The organism is Oxalobacter formigenes, assembly GCF_002127965.1.
GTDB classification, from domain to species: Bacteria; Pseudomonadota; Gammaproteobacteria; order Burkholderiales; family Burkholderiaceae_D; genus Oxalobacter; species Oxalobacter formigenes.
Genome location: NZ_CP018787.1, coordinates 725,368 through 740,435 on the forward strand (window position 1 = coordinate 725,368; position 15,068 = coordinate 740,435).

Here is a 15,068-nt window from a genome sequence, read left to right on the forward strand (position 1 = left end):
TTTTTGTAACACAGCAGGCAAATCTGCCATACAGACATGAATGTATGTTAGATTGAAGAATATAAGCGGTCGTTTTTTGATATAAAAATTAAATCGCATCGGGGAGCAGAATGAGATTTGTCGAAGATAAAATGCTTGTAGCCAGCCAGTTGCCCAAGCGTACCGTCGCTCTGGTTCTGGCAGGCGGTCGTGGTACCAGACTTCATCAGTTAACCGATAACCGGGCGAAACCGGCAGTCTATTTCGGTGGCAAGTTCCGGATTATCGATTTCGCTCTTTCCAATTGCATCAATTCCGGAATACGTCGTGTCGGCGTCATTACCCAGTATCGCCCCCATTCACTGATCAGGCACTTGCAGCGCGGCTGGAGTTTTCTTCGTGGGGAACAGAACGAATTCGTCGATCTGATGCCGGCAGGGCAGCAGATGGAAGAAGGGCTGTGGTATCGTGGAACGGCTGATGCGGTAGCCCAGAACAAGGGGATTTTGCGTTCGTATGAACCTGAATACATTCTGGTTCTGGCTGGCGATCATATCTATAAAATGGATTATTCGATGCTGCTTTTAGATCATGTGGAAAGCAAGTCGCTCTGTACAGTGGCGTGCATCGAAGTGCCGAGAGAGGACGCAAGCGGTTTTGGTGTCATGGATGTGGATGAAAACCGGAAAATCACCCGTTTTCTCGAAAAACCGGCCGATCCGCCAGGCATGCCGGATAATCCCGACAAATCTCTGGCGAGCATGGGTATTTATGTTTTCAATGCCGATTATCTTTATCGTTTGCTGGATGAAGATTGTGGAGACAATACGTCTTCGCATGATTTCGGTAAAGACATCATTCCTAAGATCGTCGGACAGGGCAATGCAATGGCACACTATTTCTCCATGTCCTGCGTTCCTTCGGCACAGTTCGTTCCTCCCTATTGGCGCGATGTGGGAACAATCGATTCTTTCTGGTCAGCCAATCTGGACTTGACGTCTAATATGCCACAGCTGAACATTTACGACGAAGACTGGCCGATCTGGACATATCAGGAACAGGAACCTCCCGCCAAATTCGTTCCCGACCCACATGGAATGGATGGAGTCATTTCCAATACGATGGTCTCAGGTGGCTGTATCGTCTGCGGGTCAAAAATGTCCAATTCCATCCTGTTTTCCAAAGTGAGAGTGCAGGCCTTCTGCAATCTCGATCAGGTAGTCGTTTTGCCGAATTGTGAAATAGGGCAGGGGTCGAAGCTGAAGAAGGTTGTTATCGACAGGGGATGCCGGATTCCGGAAGGAACGATTATCGGTGAAGACCCTGAACTGGATGCCCAGCGTTTTTACAGAAGTCCCAATGGTGTTGTCCTGGTTACACAGGAAATGTTCGCAAAACTCTACAATTTTGAACATATTCCAAAAGTTGAATAAGTCTTTGAACACGACAGGAAAAAAGGTCACTGATGCGGGTTTTACACGTTTGTTCCGAAATTTTTCCATTACTGAAAACCGGCGGTCTGGCGGATGTCACCGCTGCGTTGCCTCCCGAACTTGATAAAGAGGGCTGCGATGTCAGGATGCTGGTTCCGGGGTTTCCTGAATTCAAACATGGCATTTTCGATCAGCATCTCGTTGCGGAACTGCCTGCCAAATTCGGTGCACGTTCCGTCAAACTGATGTTCGGCAAAATGCCGGACACGGGCATTCCCGTCTATTACATCGATGCACCCGATCTCTATGACCGGCAGGGCAATCCCTACAACGATCAGAATGGACAGCCGTATGCCGACAATCATCTCCGGTTTGCACTTTTGGGCTGGTGCGCCGCACGAATAGTCGAGGGATTCGACTGGTTCTGGAAACCGGATATCGTTCATGGACACGACTGGCATGCCGGTCTGGCATTCGCCTATATCAAGGCACTGGAATGGAACAGTGGTCAAAGAGCTGTCGGAACCGTGTTCACTGTTCACAATATGGCTTATCAGGGCAATTTCCCGGCTTATGTGTTCAGTGAACTGGATTTGCCGTTTTCCATGTTGAATCCCGACGGTATCGAATTTTATGGACAGGTATCTTTTCTGAAAGCCGGTTTTTACTATGCGGACAAGGTGACGACTGTCAGTCCGACATATGCAAAAGAAATCCAGCATGGCGAGCAATCTTGTGGGCTAGAGGGTATTGTCCAGTTCCGTTCAAACGACCTTGTCGGTATTTTGAATGGCGTCGACACAAGTCAGTGGAACCCCAAAAAGGATAGTAACATCGAGGCATCTTATTCTGTTCGGTCGATGACAGGCAAGAAAAAATGCCGTCTGGCCCTGCAAAAAGAAATGGGGCTTGATCTGCAGGCTGACAAACCGGTCTTTTGTGTCATCAGCCGTTTCGCCTCTCAAAAAGGTCTCAATCTCGTTGTCGAGGGCATGAATGCCATTATTGCCAATGGGGGACAGGCCGTCATCATGGGAAATGGCGAGCGCTGGCTGGAAGAACAATTTGAAAATTTCGCCAGGGATTATCCCGGACAGATTGCCGTTCGTATCGGTTACGATGAAATGCGGGCACACCGTATTTTTGCCGGAAGTGATGTCGTCATGGTTCCTTCACGGTATGAGCCATGTGGACTCGTCCAGATGTACGGTTCGCTATATGGTACCTTGCCGCTCGTTCATCGGGTAGGTGGCCTCGCCGATACGGTAACGGATTGCACACTGGAAAATCTGGCAGAAGACAAGGCGACCGGTTTTTCATTCGACCAGTTCGATGTTCGTGCATTCGAATCGGCTGTCCTTCGCGCGTTCGCTCTTTATGGCAAACCATCCAAATGGAGAAAAGTCCAGAAACGCGGCATGCTGCAATCATTCGGGTGGAGTCATTCCGCAGAACAGTACGTTTCACTCTACAAACAGATAAAAATTCGTTAAAAAACATGATTTTTCGGGAAACTGGTTTGAATTGTACCGATTTTGCATGAAATTGCTTGAGGATTGCACTTGCAAGAAAACCGCCTGAACGGTTATATTTCTTATCATGTATCGTTCATTGAACGAATCTTTTTTCAGTTGATCATGTAATTGAGTCCAGTTTCAGAATACGGCGTTCACAGGCGTTTTTTTGTCCCGGATTTCTTTGGAGAAAATATGAGTATGGAAAAGCCTTTGCATGAAGGATATCTGGCCAGCGATGTGGAAGCGTTGAAGCGTTCCATCTCGAACAATTTGCGTTACCGGTCGGGCAAGATTCCCCTGACGGCGACGCGCGGCGACTGGTTGCTGGCGGCTGAACTGGCCGTGCGTAACAGGCTGGTGGAACGCTGGATGAAATCGAATACAGCTTACTATACGCAAAACAGCAAGGTCGTCTATTATCTTTCGATGGAGTTTCTGATCGGGCGTACTTTCCAGAATGCACTGGAATGTCTTGATATACGGGAAGACATGGAAGAAGCCTTGCGGGATCTGGCTGTCGATATGGAAGAGATCACCAGTTACGAGCCTGACGCCGCGTTAGGTAACGGTGGTCTCGGACGTCTGGCGGCCTGTTTTCTGGATGCGATGGCGACTTTGAATATTGCCAATATCGGTTACGGTATCCGTTACGACTATGGTATGTTCAAACAGGAAATTATTGACGGGTATCAGGTGGAAACGCCGGATTACTGGCTCTTGACCAGAGGCAATCCGTGGGAATTCCCGCGTCCGGAATTACAGTTCAATGTACGGTATGGCGGTCATGTCGAACAACAGAATGGCCGGGCACGCTGGGTGGATTCCCATCGCGTTCTGGCGATGGCGTACGATACCATTATCCCGGGGTATGACACTGAATGTGCAACGACTCTGCGCCTGTGGTCGGCCAAGGCGACGTCGGAAATCAATCTGTCCGCTTTCAACAAGGGCAATTATGCCGGAGCTGTTGAAGCGAAAAACATGTCTGAGAACGTGACCCGTGTGCTCTATCCGGATGACTCGACGGCCTCGGGCAGGGAATTGCGCCTGATGCAGGAATATTTCTTTGTGTCGGCGAGTTTGCAGGATCTCATCCGCCGTCACCAGCTCAATCATGCGAGCTTTGACAATCTGGCTGAAACAATCTCTATCCATCTGAACGATACACATCCGGTTCTGGCCGTTCCCGAACTGATCCGCATTCTTGTCGATGAACAGGGCGTTTCGTTCAAACAGGCATGGTCGCTTGCACAGCAGATTTTTTCCTATACCAACCATACCCTGATGAGCGAAGCGCTCGAAACATGGACGGTTGAAATGCTGGGCCGTATCCTGCCCCGCCATCTGATGATCATTTTCGATATCAACAACGAATTTCTGTCGATGGTCGCGCAAAAATTTGAAAACGACAATGATCTCTTGCGCAGGGTTTCGCTGGTCGATGAAGCGGGTGAACGTCGTGTCCGGATGGCTTATCTGGCTGTCGTCGCCAGCCACAAGGTCAATGGTGTGTCCGAATTGCATTCGGAACTGATGAAAGAATCTATTTTTGCCGATTTTGCACGGATCTTTCCGGAACGGTTCACGAATGTCACGAACGGCATTACGCCACGCCGCTGGCTGTCGCAGGCCAATCCGTTCCTGTCTGAACTGATCGACGACCGGATCGGAAAAAACTGGCGCCGGCACTTTGAAGAAATCGGTCGTCTGAAACCTTATGCAAACGATCCCGCATTCCTGGGAAGTTTCAAGGCGGTCAAACGCCAGAACAAGCAACGGCTGGCACGCTGGGTCAGAAATGTATTGAACGTGAACCTGAATCCGGATTCACTTTTCGATGTCCAGATCAAACGTATCCATGAATACAAGCGCCAGTTGTTGAACGTCTTGCATGTCATTACACGCTATAACCAGATCAAGGCCAATCCCGACGTCAACTGGGTTCCCCGTTCGATCATTTTTGCCGGGAAGGCCGCTTCGGCTTACCAGATGGCAAAGGACATCATCAAGCTGATCAACGATGTTGCCGTCAAGGTCAACAATGACAGGGATATCGGTGACAAGCTGAAAGTCGTGTTCATCCCGAATTACGGGGTGAGTCTGGCTGAAATGATCATCCCTGCAGCCGACCTGTCCGAGCAGATTTCGATGGCCGGTACAGAAGCGTCGGGTACGGGCAACATGAAACTGGCAGCGAATGGTGCATTGACGATCGGTACGCTGGATGGGGCCAATATCGAAATCATGGAACGTGTCGGGTCGGACAATATATTCATTTTCGGTAATACAGCCGAGCAGGTCGAGCAGATAAAGGCCAATAATTACCAGCCACGGGAGTATTACGAACGGATACCTGAATTGAAACAGGCTCTGGATCAGATCCGTGACGGTTTCTTTTCGCCGGATGAACCGGGACGGTTCAGGGCCATTTACGATTCACTGATCAATTACGGGGATCGATATCTCGTGCTGGCCGACTATGAAAGTTATATGGCAACGCAAAGACAGGTAGACACCCTCTACCGCCAGACGATCCGATGGGATACGAAAGCGATCGCCAATGTGGCCGGTGTGGGATACTTCTCGGCGGATCGCGCCATTTCGGAATATGCCCGCAACATCTGGAATGTGGAACCGATTGAGCTTTAAAATTTTGGCAAAGGGAAATATTTGATACTTTTGATCCATTTCAAATGTCGGGAATGAATCCGAAGTTAGTATGTTGATCAGGGGAAATCATCGAAGGTTTTCAGAACCGGCTGATTTTGATGCATAACTCTGGATCACTTATTTTTACATGATGGGACAAGGAAATGGACAAGCCAAAAGATTTATATGAAAAAGCCAGTCAGGAATTGAATGAATTCCGTGAACGGCGTGTTGCTGAAAGACGCTCGAAACCTCGCGGAACACCGGATCGTCGTCAGGATCTGAATGATGAGCTTCAGGAAAACACCAAACATTCTCCACGAAAAGATTTGCATTGAAAATAATATGCTGACGAAAGAGCGCCGGTCATTCCGGCGCTTTTTTTTACATGAATGTCTGGTAAAGATTTTCAGTTCGAATGATGCAATTATGAATGGCAAAAAGTGTCTTTTAGTATTAATCTGACCGGGTTGAATCCGGTCAGATTAATTTGTTGTTTATCGCTGAGATAAAAATATGGACAAGCCAGAGAGCAAACCTGCGAAAGTCTGGAATGATATTTTCGACAAGCCAGACTATATCTTCGGTACCGAACCGAACGATTATCTTGTTGAAAAAAAAGAGTACTTTCGTCCGGGGCGAAAAGTATTGATGGTTGCGGATGGCGAGGGCAGGAACAGTGTCTGGGCAGCGGCACTCGGTGCCGATGTCGACGCTTTCGACCTTTCGGAAAAAGCGGTTGAAAAGGCGGAAAAACTGGCTGCGGAAAAAGGCGTTTCGGTCAATTATTTCATCAGTGGTGTGGATGAGTGGGATTGGGAGGAAGCGAAATACGATGTTGTTGTCGTGATCTTCGTTCAGTTTGCAACACCGAACATGCGGACACGCCTGTTCGCCAATTGCATCAAAACCCTCAAAAAAGGCGGTCTGCTGATTTTGCAGGGCTATACCCCGAAACAGCTGGAATACAAGACAGGAGGCCCTTCGATACTCGGGCATCTTTACACTGAGGAAATGCTTCGCGATTACTTTGCTTCTCTCGATATTCTTGAACTGAAAACGTATGATGCCTTTATCAGTGAGGGGCCAAGGCATACGGGAATGTCGGGACTGATCGGCATGGTTGCCGGAAAAAACGGATAAATAAGAGTCGTTACGAATAAATTAATTGATATACTAGACGTTTCTTCAATTGGATACGGGTTGTGTACTTATGGCAATAGTGAAGTGTAAAATTTGCGGTGAAGAGATAGAGGAAACCATTCCAAAATGTCCGCGTTGCGATTCTCTGGGGCCCAAAAGAGGGAAGAAAATCAAGCTGATATTGCTGGGGGTCATGATACTGATCGTGATCGGTTTTGCAGCAGGCTACTATGCCCAGAAAGATGAAGTGGAAAAACCTTATGAAGAGGTTTTGAAAGAAAAACTCGATGAAAAGCTTCAGCGAAGAGCTACTGCGGCGGCATTGCTTTTGAGAACACGAATTGAAAATCCTGATTCGATGAAACTGGAATCGGTACAATCCAACGAAGACGGTTCTGTCTTGTGTTTCCAGTATAGCGAGAAGGACAAACTGGGGAAACTGAAAAAATCGAAAGCCTCATTTGTTGACGGGGAACTGGATAAGTCCGATGCAGGATGGAAACTGTTCTGCAGTGGAAAAAACATGCGTTCCGTCAAGCTTGAAGGCTCCGGACTGAATTGATTCCCGTTTCCAAGAACGCACCTGAATTGAACCCGTTTCAGTCAGGTGCGTTTTGTTTATTACAGAAAAAAACGGTGCGAATGATCGCCTGATCACGTATCCAGTCCTGACGCAAACAGAACGCTCTCTTGCAGGAACGCAGGCACACAGCTAGATATTTCCATATTTCCCGTCAATGTTTTGCGGACATTTGCTTCATGCTTTCTTCCAGCATGGCATTCATCCTGCTCAGGATGGATACCATCTTCTGCTGCATCACACTGGACGTCTTTTCGAGGATGACGGGTGTTTTTTTGACAAACATTTTTCCGGTCGGCGATTCGTAAAAGGCTATCAGGTCATTCAGTTCCTTTTCAGTGAAAGTCTCGCGATAGATGCGGATATAAGAAGGCATCATTTTTTCCCATGATAGTTCATCCCTGATTATTTTTTTGTATTTCATTAAAAATGAATCGACAAACGCTGTTTGTTCCGGAGTCGTTTTTTCACGCATCAGCATAGGTTTTAACGTCGAATCGACAATTTCGTCCGAATCTGCAATAACGGAGTCATGCAATTTTTTTGCATCGGTCAGGCTCAGCAGTTTTTCGATGGAAGCATCCTGAACGGGAGCTGCGTAAACCGGTGATGCCAACATGGCGAGCAAGAAAATGAAAAACAGACGTCTCATGATAATGTCCTTGTAAGGGAGTTCGTTTCATGCGTAAAACGGAACAGGATGAAATACGCGCATATGCATACGAATGCATTTCTCAAGGATATCAGATGCAGAAGGGAAATAAAAAGATGAGAGATTGATCAATGTAAAAAGTGAAATTTTTTTTGCGTTCATTATCAATAATGATGAAGAATGGATAAGTTTGAAACGGGCTTTTCAAAGGGAAAACCATGATTTGCAAAAAAAAGATTTCTGCTCTGGCACTCGGCTTGATGACCATGTTCGGTATTTCGTTGAGCAGTCAGCCGGTACTTGCCTGTACCCGCATTTTATATGTCGGGGAACAAAATATGGTCGCGACAGGCCGTAACATGGACTGGAAGGAGGATATGAAATCCGATCTCTGGATTTTCCCGCGGGGAATGGTGCGTAATGGTCTGGCAGGTTCGGCTTCACTGAACTGGGAATCCAGATATGGCAGTGTAATCACTTCCGGGTATGGTGCGGGAAGTACCGATGGCATGAATGAAAAAGGGCTCGTCGCCAATTTGCTTTTTCTGGTTGAAACCGATTATGGCAAACCATCCAAAAACGAAAAGGTTCTCGCCCTGAGTCTTTGGCTGCAGTATTTTCTCGATAATTACGCTACTGTCTCTGAAGCAGTTGCGGCCCAGCAAAAGAACCCGTTGCATCTGGTTTACTCCAAAATCATCCCGAATGGTTCAGAACCGCGTCTGCACTTGTCCGTTTCCGATTCGACAGGAGATTCTGCCATTTTCGAATACGTTGACGGCAAGCTGAATATTTATCATGGTCGGGAATATAAAGTCCTCACCAATTCTCCGGTTTATAACCAGCAACTGGCCATTAATAATTACTGGAAAGAAATCGGCGGTTTCGTTTTCCTTCCCGGAACGAACAAATCGTCCGACCGGTTTGCCCGGGCTTCTTTCTATCTCGATGCCATTCCAAAAAAAGAAGACCCGAACTACATCAGCGGTGTACCGGGCAGGTCCTATGATTATCAGGCGGTCGCACAAGTCATGAGCATTTCACGTGCAGTCAGTGTCCCGCTGGGCATTTCAATACCGGACAAGCCCAATTTGTCTTCCACGATCTGGAGAACCATATCGGACCAGAAAAACCGGATTTACTATTTTGATTCCGCGACAAGACCGAATGTGATCTGGGTTGCGTTCGATAAAGTGGATTTCAGGAAAGGGGCGCCAGTGAAAAAACTGGATCTTCAAAACAATCAGATTTATTCCGGGGAAGTGTCCTCTTATTTCAATGAATCGAAACCCTTGATGTTTATGGATGCGCTCTAGAAAAAAGCCTGTTTCAAACCTATTGAAACAGGCTGTATTATCCCGGAAAAATGTTTTCCTAGAATGAATAAGTGATTCCACTTTCGATTACAAGATTGCCAGAACGGGAGACCATAGGGCTATCCTTGATTTCGGATGGCATTCTTTCGTAGCGCCCGGTCAGGAAAATCCCCCAGTTTTTCGTGATGGAATACATGGCCGAAGCGTCTATGTATGGGGAAACGGTGCTGCCGGGATTGTAAGACGACAATCCTGTGAATTGCGATTCTTCATTGCTGATACCGAAATAATATTTATTGTAATTCGAACTTTGCCACTGCAAGCCGCCGCGGATGGCCATACCGAATCGTCCGATCTGGAAAGGGGCTTCATAGCTGGCGTCTGCCGTGAAACCGTTATGCCGGTCGAGAACGTCGGCCGCGACTGAGGCAAAGAAATTGCCGACATTCGTTTTGTACTGGTAATTCAGGCTTGCCATCGCCGTTATTTTGCGCGTGCGCAATTTTCTCATGACACCGCTTGCATGATCGTTATTGAATTCCAGGTCGGTAATGCCGATGCCGACATCGACTTCATGAGTGTTGTTTTTGACGAGATAAATTCCTGCAACGTCATCGTCAATGTAAAAGCGGTCGCTGTCATACATGATGACCGGCATGAATTCACCATGATTATTGTAATTCTTGTATGGTGTATTCGCGTAGTGAGTGCCTGCGCCTATGGTGAGTGTATCGGCCAGAACGGGAAAACTTGATGTCGCTAAAAACAGGCAAGCCGATGCCGTTACACCCAGCCTGCCAATCCGGTATTTTTTCATGAAAGTTTATTTTGAATAATCAATTTGAATGATTGTATGGAAACAGTTGGCAAAGTGTAACAAATTGTAAGGAAATTTGGATGCTAAAGATGTGTATTGATTTCAGCAAACATTACAGGAAAAATCCTTAAAATATTCGTGATATCATTTCGTCCCGATGTAGTTGCATTGTAACTTTACCTCAGAGTCATTGCCGAGTTTTTTCATAGATCAACCCAGCTTGACGATTCATTCAAAAAGGTGGGTACAATCGGTCGCTCAAACACGTTTTACCAAAAGGCTGCCTTCACACAGGGACGCTCTTTTATAATCGAAATTCGGTCTCTTTTAAAGGAATGAAAATGACCAAGAATGAGTTGCATGCCGGGCAGCAAGTGCCTGATGACGCTCAGTTGCTGGCGGACGAAGCGAAATACTGTTCGTTTGGCGATACTGTCCATTATGTCGAACATCCCAATATTTTCGCGCATTGCGAAGGGAGTTACATGTATGACACGGCCGGAAAATCTTACCTGGATCTCCAGATGTGGTATTCGGCGGTCAATTTCGGTTATGGCAACGAACGCCTGAATAACGTCCTGAAAAGACAGATCGACATCCTGCCACAAACCGCCAGCCAGTATTTGCATCCGACAAAAATCCAGCTGGCGAAAGTGATTGCCGAAGACATGAAGTCGAAATTCGGTCTGGATGGGCGTGTCCATTTCAACGTCGGTGGATCACAGAGTATTGAAGACTCCTTGAAACTCGTCCGTAATGCCACTCACGGAAAAAGCCTGATGTTCGCTTTCGAGGGGGGCTATCATGGTCGTACGCTGGGCGCGTCTTCCATTACTTCCAGCTATCGTTATCGTCGCCGTTACGGTCATTTCGGCGATCGCGCGCAATTCATTCCTTTCCCGTATCCTTTCCGTCGTCCGAAAGGCATGACGGCCGAAGAATATGGTGAGCACTGTGTCAATGAATTCGCACGTTTGTTCGAAACCGAATACAACGGGGTGTGGGATCCTAAAGTCGGCGAGTCCGAATATGCCGCTTTCTATATCGAACCGATTCAGGGTACAGGCGGTTACGTCGTACCACCGATGAATTTCTTCAAGGGAATCAAAAAGGTACTCGACCAGTACGGTATCTTGCTGGTTGTCGATGAAGTCCAGATGGGTTTTTACCGTACCGGTAAATTATGGTCGATCGAGCATTTCGGCGTCACCCCGGATATTCTGGTATTTGCCAAATCCCTGACGAACGGCCTGAATCCGCTGGGTGGTTTGTGGGCACGTGAAGAGCTGATCAATCCAACCATCTTCCCGCCGGGATCAACCCATTCCACCTTTGCGTCCAACCCGCTGGGTACAGCATTGGGTCTGGAAGTCATGCAGATGCTGAAGGAAACGGATTACGAAACGATGGTCATGGCAAAAGGGGCCCATTTCCTCGAAGGCCTGAAAGACTTGCAGAAACGTCACAAGGAAATCGGTGATGTTGATGGTCTGGGTTTGGCACTTCGTGCCGAAATCTGTACCGATGACGGTTTTACGCCGAACAAGGCTTTGCTCGACAAGATGGTTGAAATCGGCCTGTCTGGCGATCTGGACTGGAAGGGCAAGAAAATGGGCCTGATTCTGGATGTGGGCGGATATTACAAGAACGTCATTACACTGGCGCCGTCTTTGCATATCACCACTGAAGAAATCGATCAGGGTCTGGCATTGCTGGATCAACTGATCACAAGAGCCAAAAACGCTTAACTGTACGAATTCCCCTTTCCGGATTTTACCGGGAAGGGGAATTGCATTTTTCAACGGGGATACGCATTGTCTTACCGGAACCAGCTCGAACCCGATACTCTGGTCAGTCAATTTATCCAACATCCCCCAGAGGGGTTTTCCGTTTCGTCCGTTGCAGGAAATGTGCCAGCATTTTGCATGAATTTCGATTTGCTGACGACGATGGAACCGGCCCTGCAGCAAAAAATATTTCATCTTCCGCTTTATCGTTTCTGGGGAAAATGGCTCCGTTTTTTTTCATGTTTTATCGGAACGACAGTCTCGGAATACACCCTTTTGCCTGAAACAGTCTCACCAGCTGAATTTGCCCTTCAACTGAAGCAGACGCAGGCGAAACATTTTCCTCTTTTGATCGTCAAGGATATCCCGCTGGAGTCTCCGCTTCTTTCGGATTCCGATAATATCTATGCACGCCAATGTATTGATGAGCTGGAAAAACAGGGTTTTCTGATCATGGAAGGGCAGGCACTCGCATGGCTTCCCGTCAATCATCGCGATGAGGCTGATTATCTGGGGCGCTTGTCAGGCTCGCGCCGCAAGGATCTCAAACGTAAACTGAAAAAACGCAGTGACGTCGAGGTACGCATTCTGAATGGAGACGATCCCTGTTTTCATAAACCGGAAATGCTGGAGTTGTTCTATCGTCTTTATCTGAATGTCTTCAAGCAGAGTGAAATCCATTTCGATTTATTATCAAAAGAATTTTTCTCGGCACTGTTGCAGGACAAGGCAGCGGGCAGCGTCATCTTCACCTATTATCGTGACGGGCAACTGATCGGATACAATATCTGTTTCGTCAGGGATGACATCCTGATCGACAAATATATCGGGCTGGAATATCCGGCTGCACGAGAATGCAATCTTTATTTCCTGAGCTGGTTCGAAAATCTGAATTATGCTTTGGAAAAGGGACTGAAGACTTATGTTGCCGGCTGGACTGACCCGGAAATCAAATCGTATCTTGGCGCACGTTTCACGTTTACAAAACATGCGGTTTATATCCGCAATCCGGTATTGAGATTCGTTTTAAGCCGTTTGAAACGCCTGTTTGAAAGCGACAGCCAGTGGCAGGAAACGAAAGCTTCCAGTAAAAACTGATTGAATATTATGGCTCAGCCCGTCATTCTCGATTTCGACCAAAGCACCGGAAATGTTCCGGGGTCGGTGATCATCAATCTGGCTGACTGGCAGGACGAGATACGCTATGGCTGTTCCATGCATGCATTCGCACGTCTTGGCGATTTGCTCGATCGGGAAATGCCGCCGGATTACGGGACCGTTTTCATGGGAAGCGGTGATTTTCATCATGTAAGCGCATTGCTGGTTGAAAAAGCATGCCGCAAACTTGAACCTTCGGATTCTCTTGAACTCGTCATTCTCGACAATCATCCCGACAACATGCGTTTTCCTTTTGGAATTCATTGTGGCTCATGGGTTTCCCATGCCGCAAAACTGAGCCGGGTCAGCCACATTCATGTCCTGGGAATCACATCCGGTGACATTGGAGTGGCTCATGCGTGGGAAAACCGTTTAAGGCCGTTGTATGCCGGAAAGCTGACTTACTGGTGTATGGACGTCGATATAGGCTGGATGAAAACGGTCGGACTGGGTCATGCCGCTCGACGTTTCGACTCACCTGATGAACTGGTGGAAGCTTTTGTCGAAATCCAGCGTCATCGACAGTTGCCGGTATATCTTTCCATCGACAAGGATGCTTTTTCGAAAGAAACAGTGTGTACCAACTGGGATCAGGGGCGGATGACCGAACCAAATCTCTTGCGGATAATCGATGTTTTGAAGTCCAGACTGATCGCGAGCGATATTAACGGCGAAGTGTCCAACTGGACATATCAGAATCGCTGGAAACGGTTTTTGAGCTGGATGGACGGTCAGGAACCGGTGCCGGGAGAACAGTTACAGGTGTGGCAGAAACAGCAGCAGGAATTCAATTCACGCGTTCTGGCCGCCTTGCAGCGATAAGGGCATGTAATGCTTTTTATTTGTTCTGACCGACAGCCAGTTCCAGTGTCTGGCAGATTTTCCCAAACCTTTCGTCGTCCAGCCAGAGACTGTTTGATATCGTCAACATCCGGTTTGCAAAATCACGTGCATTCGGGGCATGAGTGGCCGGGACGATTTTTCCAAGGTAGTTATAATCTGGCAGGGCGTGCATGAACAGTCTGGTGACACCAAGCGGTGACGACCAAAGACTTTTCAGCGCTGCATCCCGGCTTGTTCTGTCGGGCATAAGCACCATCAGAAAGGGCCAGACTCCACGTGCATCGCTTTTATCCCGGATGACCCTGATACCTGAAATGGCATCGAGCCGGTCGCATCTTTTCAATGCCTGACGGCCGGTTTGTTCAATAAATTCAGGTAGTCGTTTCATGGCGTTTGCACCGACTTTCATACGCCAGCGGCTGACACGATGCAAGGGGATATCAAAATCGAAAACGTCGCCAATGGCTTCTTCCGGTTGTTTGGCCTGAAGGGCTTTTCTTCTGGTTTGGCCGTAAACGTAATGAAGACCTTTCGGATTATAGAAGAAGCTATACCCGATCATTTCAATGCACCGGCGCAATTCGAAAGGCATATCGGAAGGTATGATGTTTTGACTCGTTTTCAGAAGTCCCTGACGCAATTCGCCGTTATTTGCCGTCATGAGGCCGCCTTCGAAAGTTGACAGCCCCTTTCCGACAGCAAGACTGTAAAAGGTGATATCCCCGTGTTTGCCCACATCGGCGCCCAGTGCCTGGGCAGCATCTTCAATGACTGTCACTTCGAATGGAGCAGCCAGTTTTTTCACTTCTCCGATATTGGCGACACGGCCACCGAGGTGGGTAGGGAGAACAGCAAGCGTGTTTTCCGTGACAAGAGACGCAAGCTGCTTCATATCGAGATCGAAATCGTCGGGAGCCAGATCGCACAATTTGACTTGCAAACCGCAATGAGCGATGGCGATGGGAACCAGAGGGCAGGTATAGGCAGGAATGATGACTTCACTGCGTGTGGAAGACTTTTTAAGTGTCTCGAGGGCAATGACAAGGGATGCTGTCCCGGAACATTCGACTTGTGGAGATGTCAGTCCCATTACCCGGGAAGCCATGTCGGCGAGATCGCCTCCGCTGGTGAACAGATCACTGATGGAGGGAGGTAGGCCTGCTGTAGGGGGAACCTCGTAGTGCCTCGCCATTT

General features: G+C 47.8%; 13 protein-coding genes. 10 read left to right on the plus strand and 3 right to left on the minus strand.

All coding sequences use genetic code 11. From position 1 onward, the window contains the following. Positions 1 to 110 precede the first annotated feature (110 nt). The 6 genes from glgC (at position 111) to BRW83_RS03490 (ending at position 7,283) form a co-directional block, all read left to right on the plus strand. Positions 111 to 1,412, plus strand: coding sequence for a glucose-1-phosphate adenylyltransferase (glgC, locus tag BRW83_RS03470; RefSeq protein WP_232455510.1), 1,302 nt, complete (start codon positions 111 to 113; stop codon positions 1,410 to 1,412). 32 nt (positions 1,413 to 1,444) lie between these two features. Then, the gene (glgA, locus tag BRW83_RS03475) at positions 1,445 to 2,905 is read left to right on the plus strand and encodes a glycogen synthase GlgA (protein WP_036603134.1); all 1,461 of its coding nucleotides are present in this window, start codon (positions 1,445 to 1,447) and stop codon (positions 2,903 to 2,905) included. A gap of 222 nt (positions 2,906 to 3,127) precedes the next feature. Next, on the plus strand, positions 3,128 to 5,578 hold the full coding sequence (locus tag BRW83_RS03480) for a glycogen/starch/alpha-glucan phosphorylase (protein WP_005881501.1): 2,451 nt from the start codon (positions 3,128 to 3,130) through the stop codon (positions 5,576 to 5,578). A 164-nt stretch (positions 5,579 to 5,742) separates the two neighbouring features. Next, on the plus strand, positions 5,743 to 5,916 hold the full coding sequence (locus tag BRW83_RS11645; protein WP_005881500.1) for a hypothetical protein: 174 nt from the start codon (positions 5,743 to 5,745) through the stop codon (positions 5,914 to 5,916). Between the two features lie 178 nt (positions 5,917 to 6,094). Continuing rightward, positions 6,095 to 6,721 carry a class I SAM-dependent methyltransferase gene (locus BRW83_RS03485; RefSeq protein WP_005881499.1) on the plus strand — a complete coding sequence of 209 codons (627 nt, stop codon included), beginning with the start codon at positions 6,095 to 6,097 and terminating at the stop codon, positions 6,719 to 6,721. A 70-nt stretch (positions 6,722 to 6,791) separates the two neighbouring features. Further along, on the plus strand, positions 6,792 to 7,283 hold the full coding sequence (locus BRW83_RS03490) for a hypothetical protein (protein WP_005881498.1): 492 nt from the start codon (positions 6,792 to 6,794) through the stop codon (positions 7,281 to 7,283). Between the two features lie 172 nt (positions 7,284 to 7,455). On the opposite strand, the gene BRW83_RS03495 is transcribed toward BRW83_RS03490, so the two are convergent. Then, the gene (locus BRW83_RS03495) at positions 7,456 to 7,953 is read right to left on the minus strand and encodes a DUF2059 domain-containing protein (protein WP_005881497.1); all 498 of its coding nucleotides are present in this window, start codon (positions 7,951 to 7,953) and stop codon (positions 7,456 to 7,458) included. A 218-nt stretch (positions 7,954 to 8,171) separates the two neighbouring features. Between BRW83_RS03495 and BRW83_RS03500 the strand changes: the two genes are divergently transcribed. Next, on the plus strand, positions 8,172 to 9,269 hold the full coding sequence (locus BRW83_RS03500; protein ID WP_005881496.1) for a linear amide C-N hydrolase: 1,098 nt from the start codon (positions 8,172 to 8,174) through the stop codon (positions 9,267 to 9,269). Positions 9,270 to 9,327: 58 nt separating this feature from the next. Here the strand turns inward: BRW83_RS03500 and BRW83_RS03505 are convergent, their stop codons facing one another. Further along, entirely contained in the window at positions 9,328 to 10,086 is a 759-nt protein-coding gene (locus tag BRW83_RS03505) for a MipA/OmpV family protein (protein ID WP_005881495.1), read from the minus strand. Between the two features lie 374 nt (positions 10,087 to 10,460). Between BRW83_RS03505 and BRW83_RS03510 the strand changes: the two genes are divergently transcribed. The 3 genes from BRW83_RS03510 to BRW83_RS03520 all read left to right on the plus strand — a co-directional run bounded on the left by BRW83_RS03510 (position 10,461) and on the right by BRW83_RS03520 (position 13,853). After that, complete coding sequence (locus tag BRW83_RS03510; RefSeq protein WP_005881492.1) at positions 10,461 to 11,834, plus strand: aspartate aminotransferase family protein; 1,374 nt, start codon at positions 10,461 to 10,463, stop codon at positions 11,832 to 11,834. Positions 11,835 to 12,011: 177 nt separating this feature from the next. Next, positions 12,012 to 12,971, plus strand: a complete 960-nt coding sequence (locus BRW83_RS03515) for a GNAT family N-acetyltransferase (RefSeq protein ID WP_231284506.1) — start codon at positions 12,012 to 12,014, stop codon at positions 12,969 to 12,971. Positions 12,972 to 12,980: 9 nt separating this feature from the next. Then, positions 12,981 to 13,853, plus strand: coding sequence for a hypothetical protein (locus BRW83_RS03520; RefSeq protein WP_036603123.1), 873 nt, complete (start codon positions 12,981 to 12,983; stop codon positions 13,851 to 13,853). A gap of 16 nt (positions 13,854 to 13,869) precedes the next feature. Here the strand turns inward: BRW83_RS03520 and BRW83_RS03525 are convergent, their stop codons facing one another. Further along, positions 13,870 to 15,066: a DegT/DnrJ/EryC1/StrS family aminotransferase gene (locus tag BRW83_RS03525; RefSeq protein WP_005881488.1), complete on the minus strand. Its 1,197-nt coding sequence runs from the start codon at positions 15,064 to 15,066 to the stop codon at positions 13,870 to 13,872. Positions 15,067 to 15,068 lie beyond the last annotated feature (2 nt).

Bases quoted from the DNA above. Each gene is read 5' to 3' on its own strand.
- BRW83_RS03505 (WP_005881495.1), bottom strand. From the start codon at position 10,086: ATGAAAAAATACCGGATTGGCAGGCTGGGTGTAACGGCATCGGCTTGC.
- BRW83_RS11645 (WP_005881500.1), top strand. From the start codon at position 5,743: ATGGACAAGCCAAAAGATTTATATGAAAAAGCCAGTCAGGAATTGAAT.
- BRW83_RS03500 (WP_005881496.1), top strand. From the start codon at position 8,172: ATGATTTGCAAAAAAAAGATTTCTGCTCTGGCACTCGGCTTGATGACC.
- BRW83_RS03490 (WP_005881498.1), top strand. From the start codon at position 6,792: ATGGCAATAGTGAAGTGTAAAATTTGCGGTGAAGAGATAGAGGAAACC.
- BRW83_RS03495 (WP_005881497.1), bottom strand. From the start codon at position 7,953: ATGAGACGTCTGTTTTTCATTTTCTTGCTCGCCATGTTGGCATCACCG.
- BRW83_RS03525 (WP_005881488.1), bottom strand. From the start codon at position 15,066: ATGGCGAGGCACTACGAGGTTCCCCCTACAGCAGGCCTACCTCCCTCC.
- BRW83_RS03480 (WP_005881501.1), top strand. From the start codon at position 3,128: ATGGAAAAGCCTTTGCATGAAGGATATCTGGCCAGCGATGTGGAAGCG.
- glgC (WP_232455510.1), top strand. From the start codon at position 111: ATGAGATTTGTCGAAGATAAAATGCTTGTAGCCAGCCAGTTGCCCAAG.
- glgA (WP_036603134.1), top strand. From the start codon at position 1,445: ATGCGGGTTTTACACGTTTGTTCCGAAATTTTTCCATTACTGAAAACC.
- BRW83_RS03485 (WP_005881499.1), top strand. From the start codon at position 6,095: ATGGACAAGCCAGAGAGCAAACCTGCGAAAGTCTGGAATGATATTTTC.
- BRW83_RS03520 (WP_036603123.1), top strand. From the start codon at position 12,981: ATGGCTCAGCCCGTCATTCTCGATTTCGACCAAAGCACCGGAAATGTT.
- BRW83_RS03515 (WP_231284506.1), top strand. From the start codon at position 12,012: ATGAATTTCGATTTGCTGACGACGATGGAACCGGCCCTGCAGCAAAAA.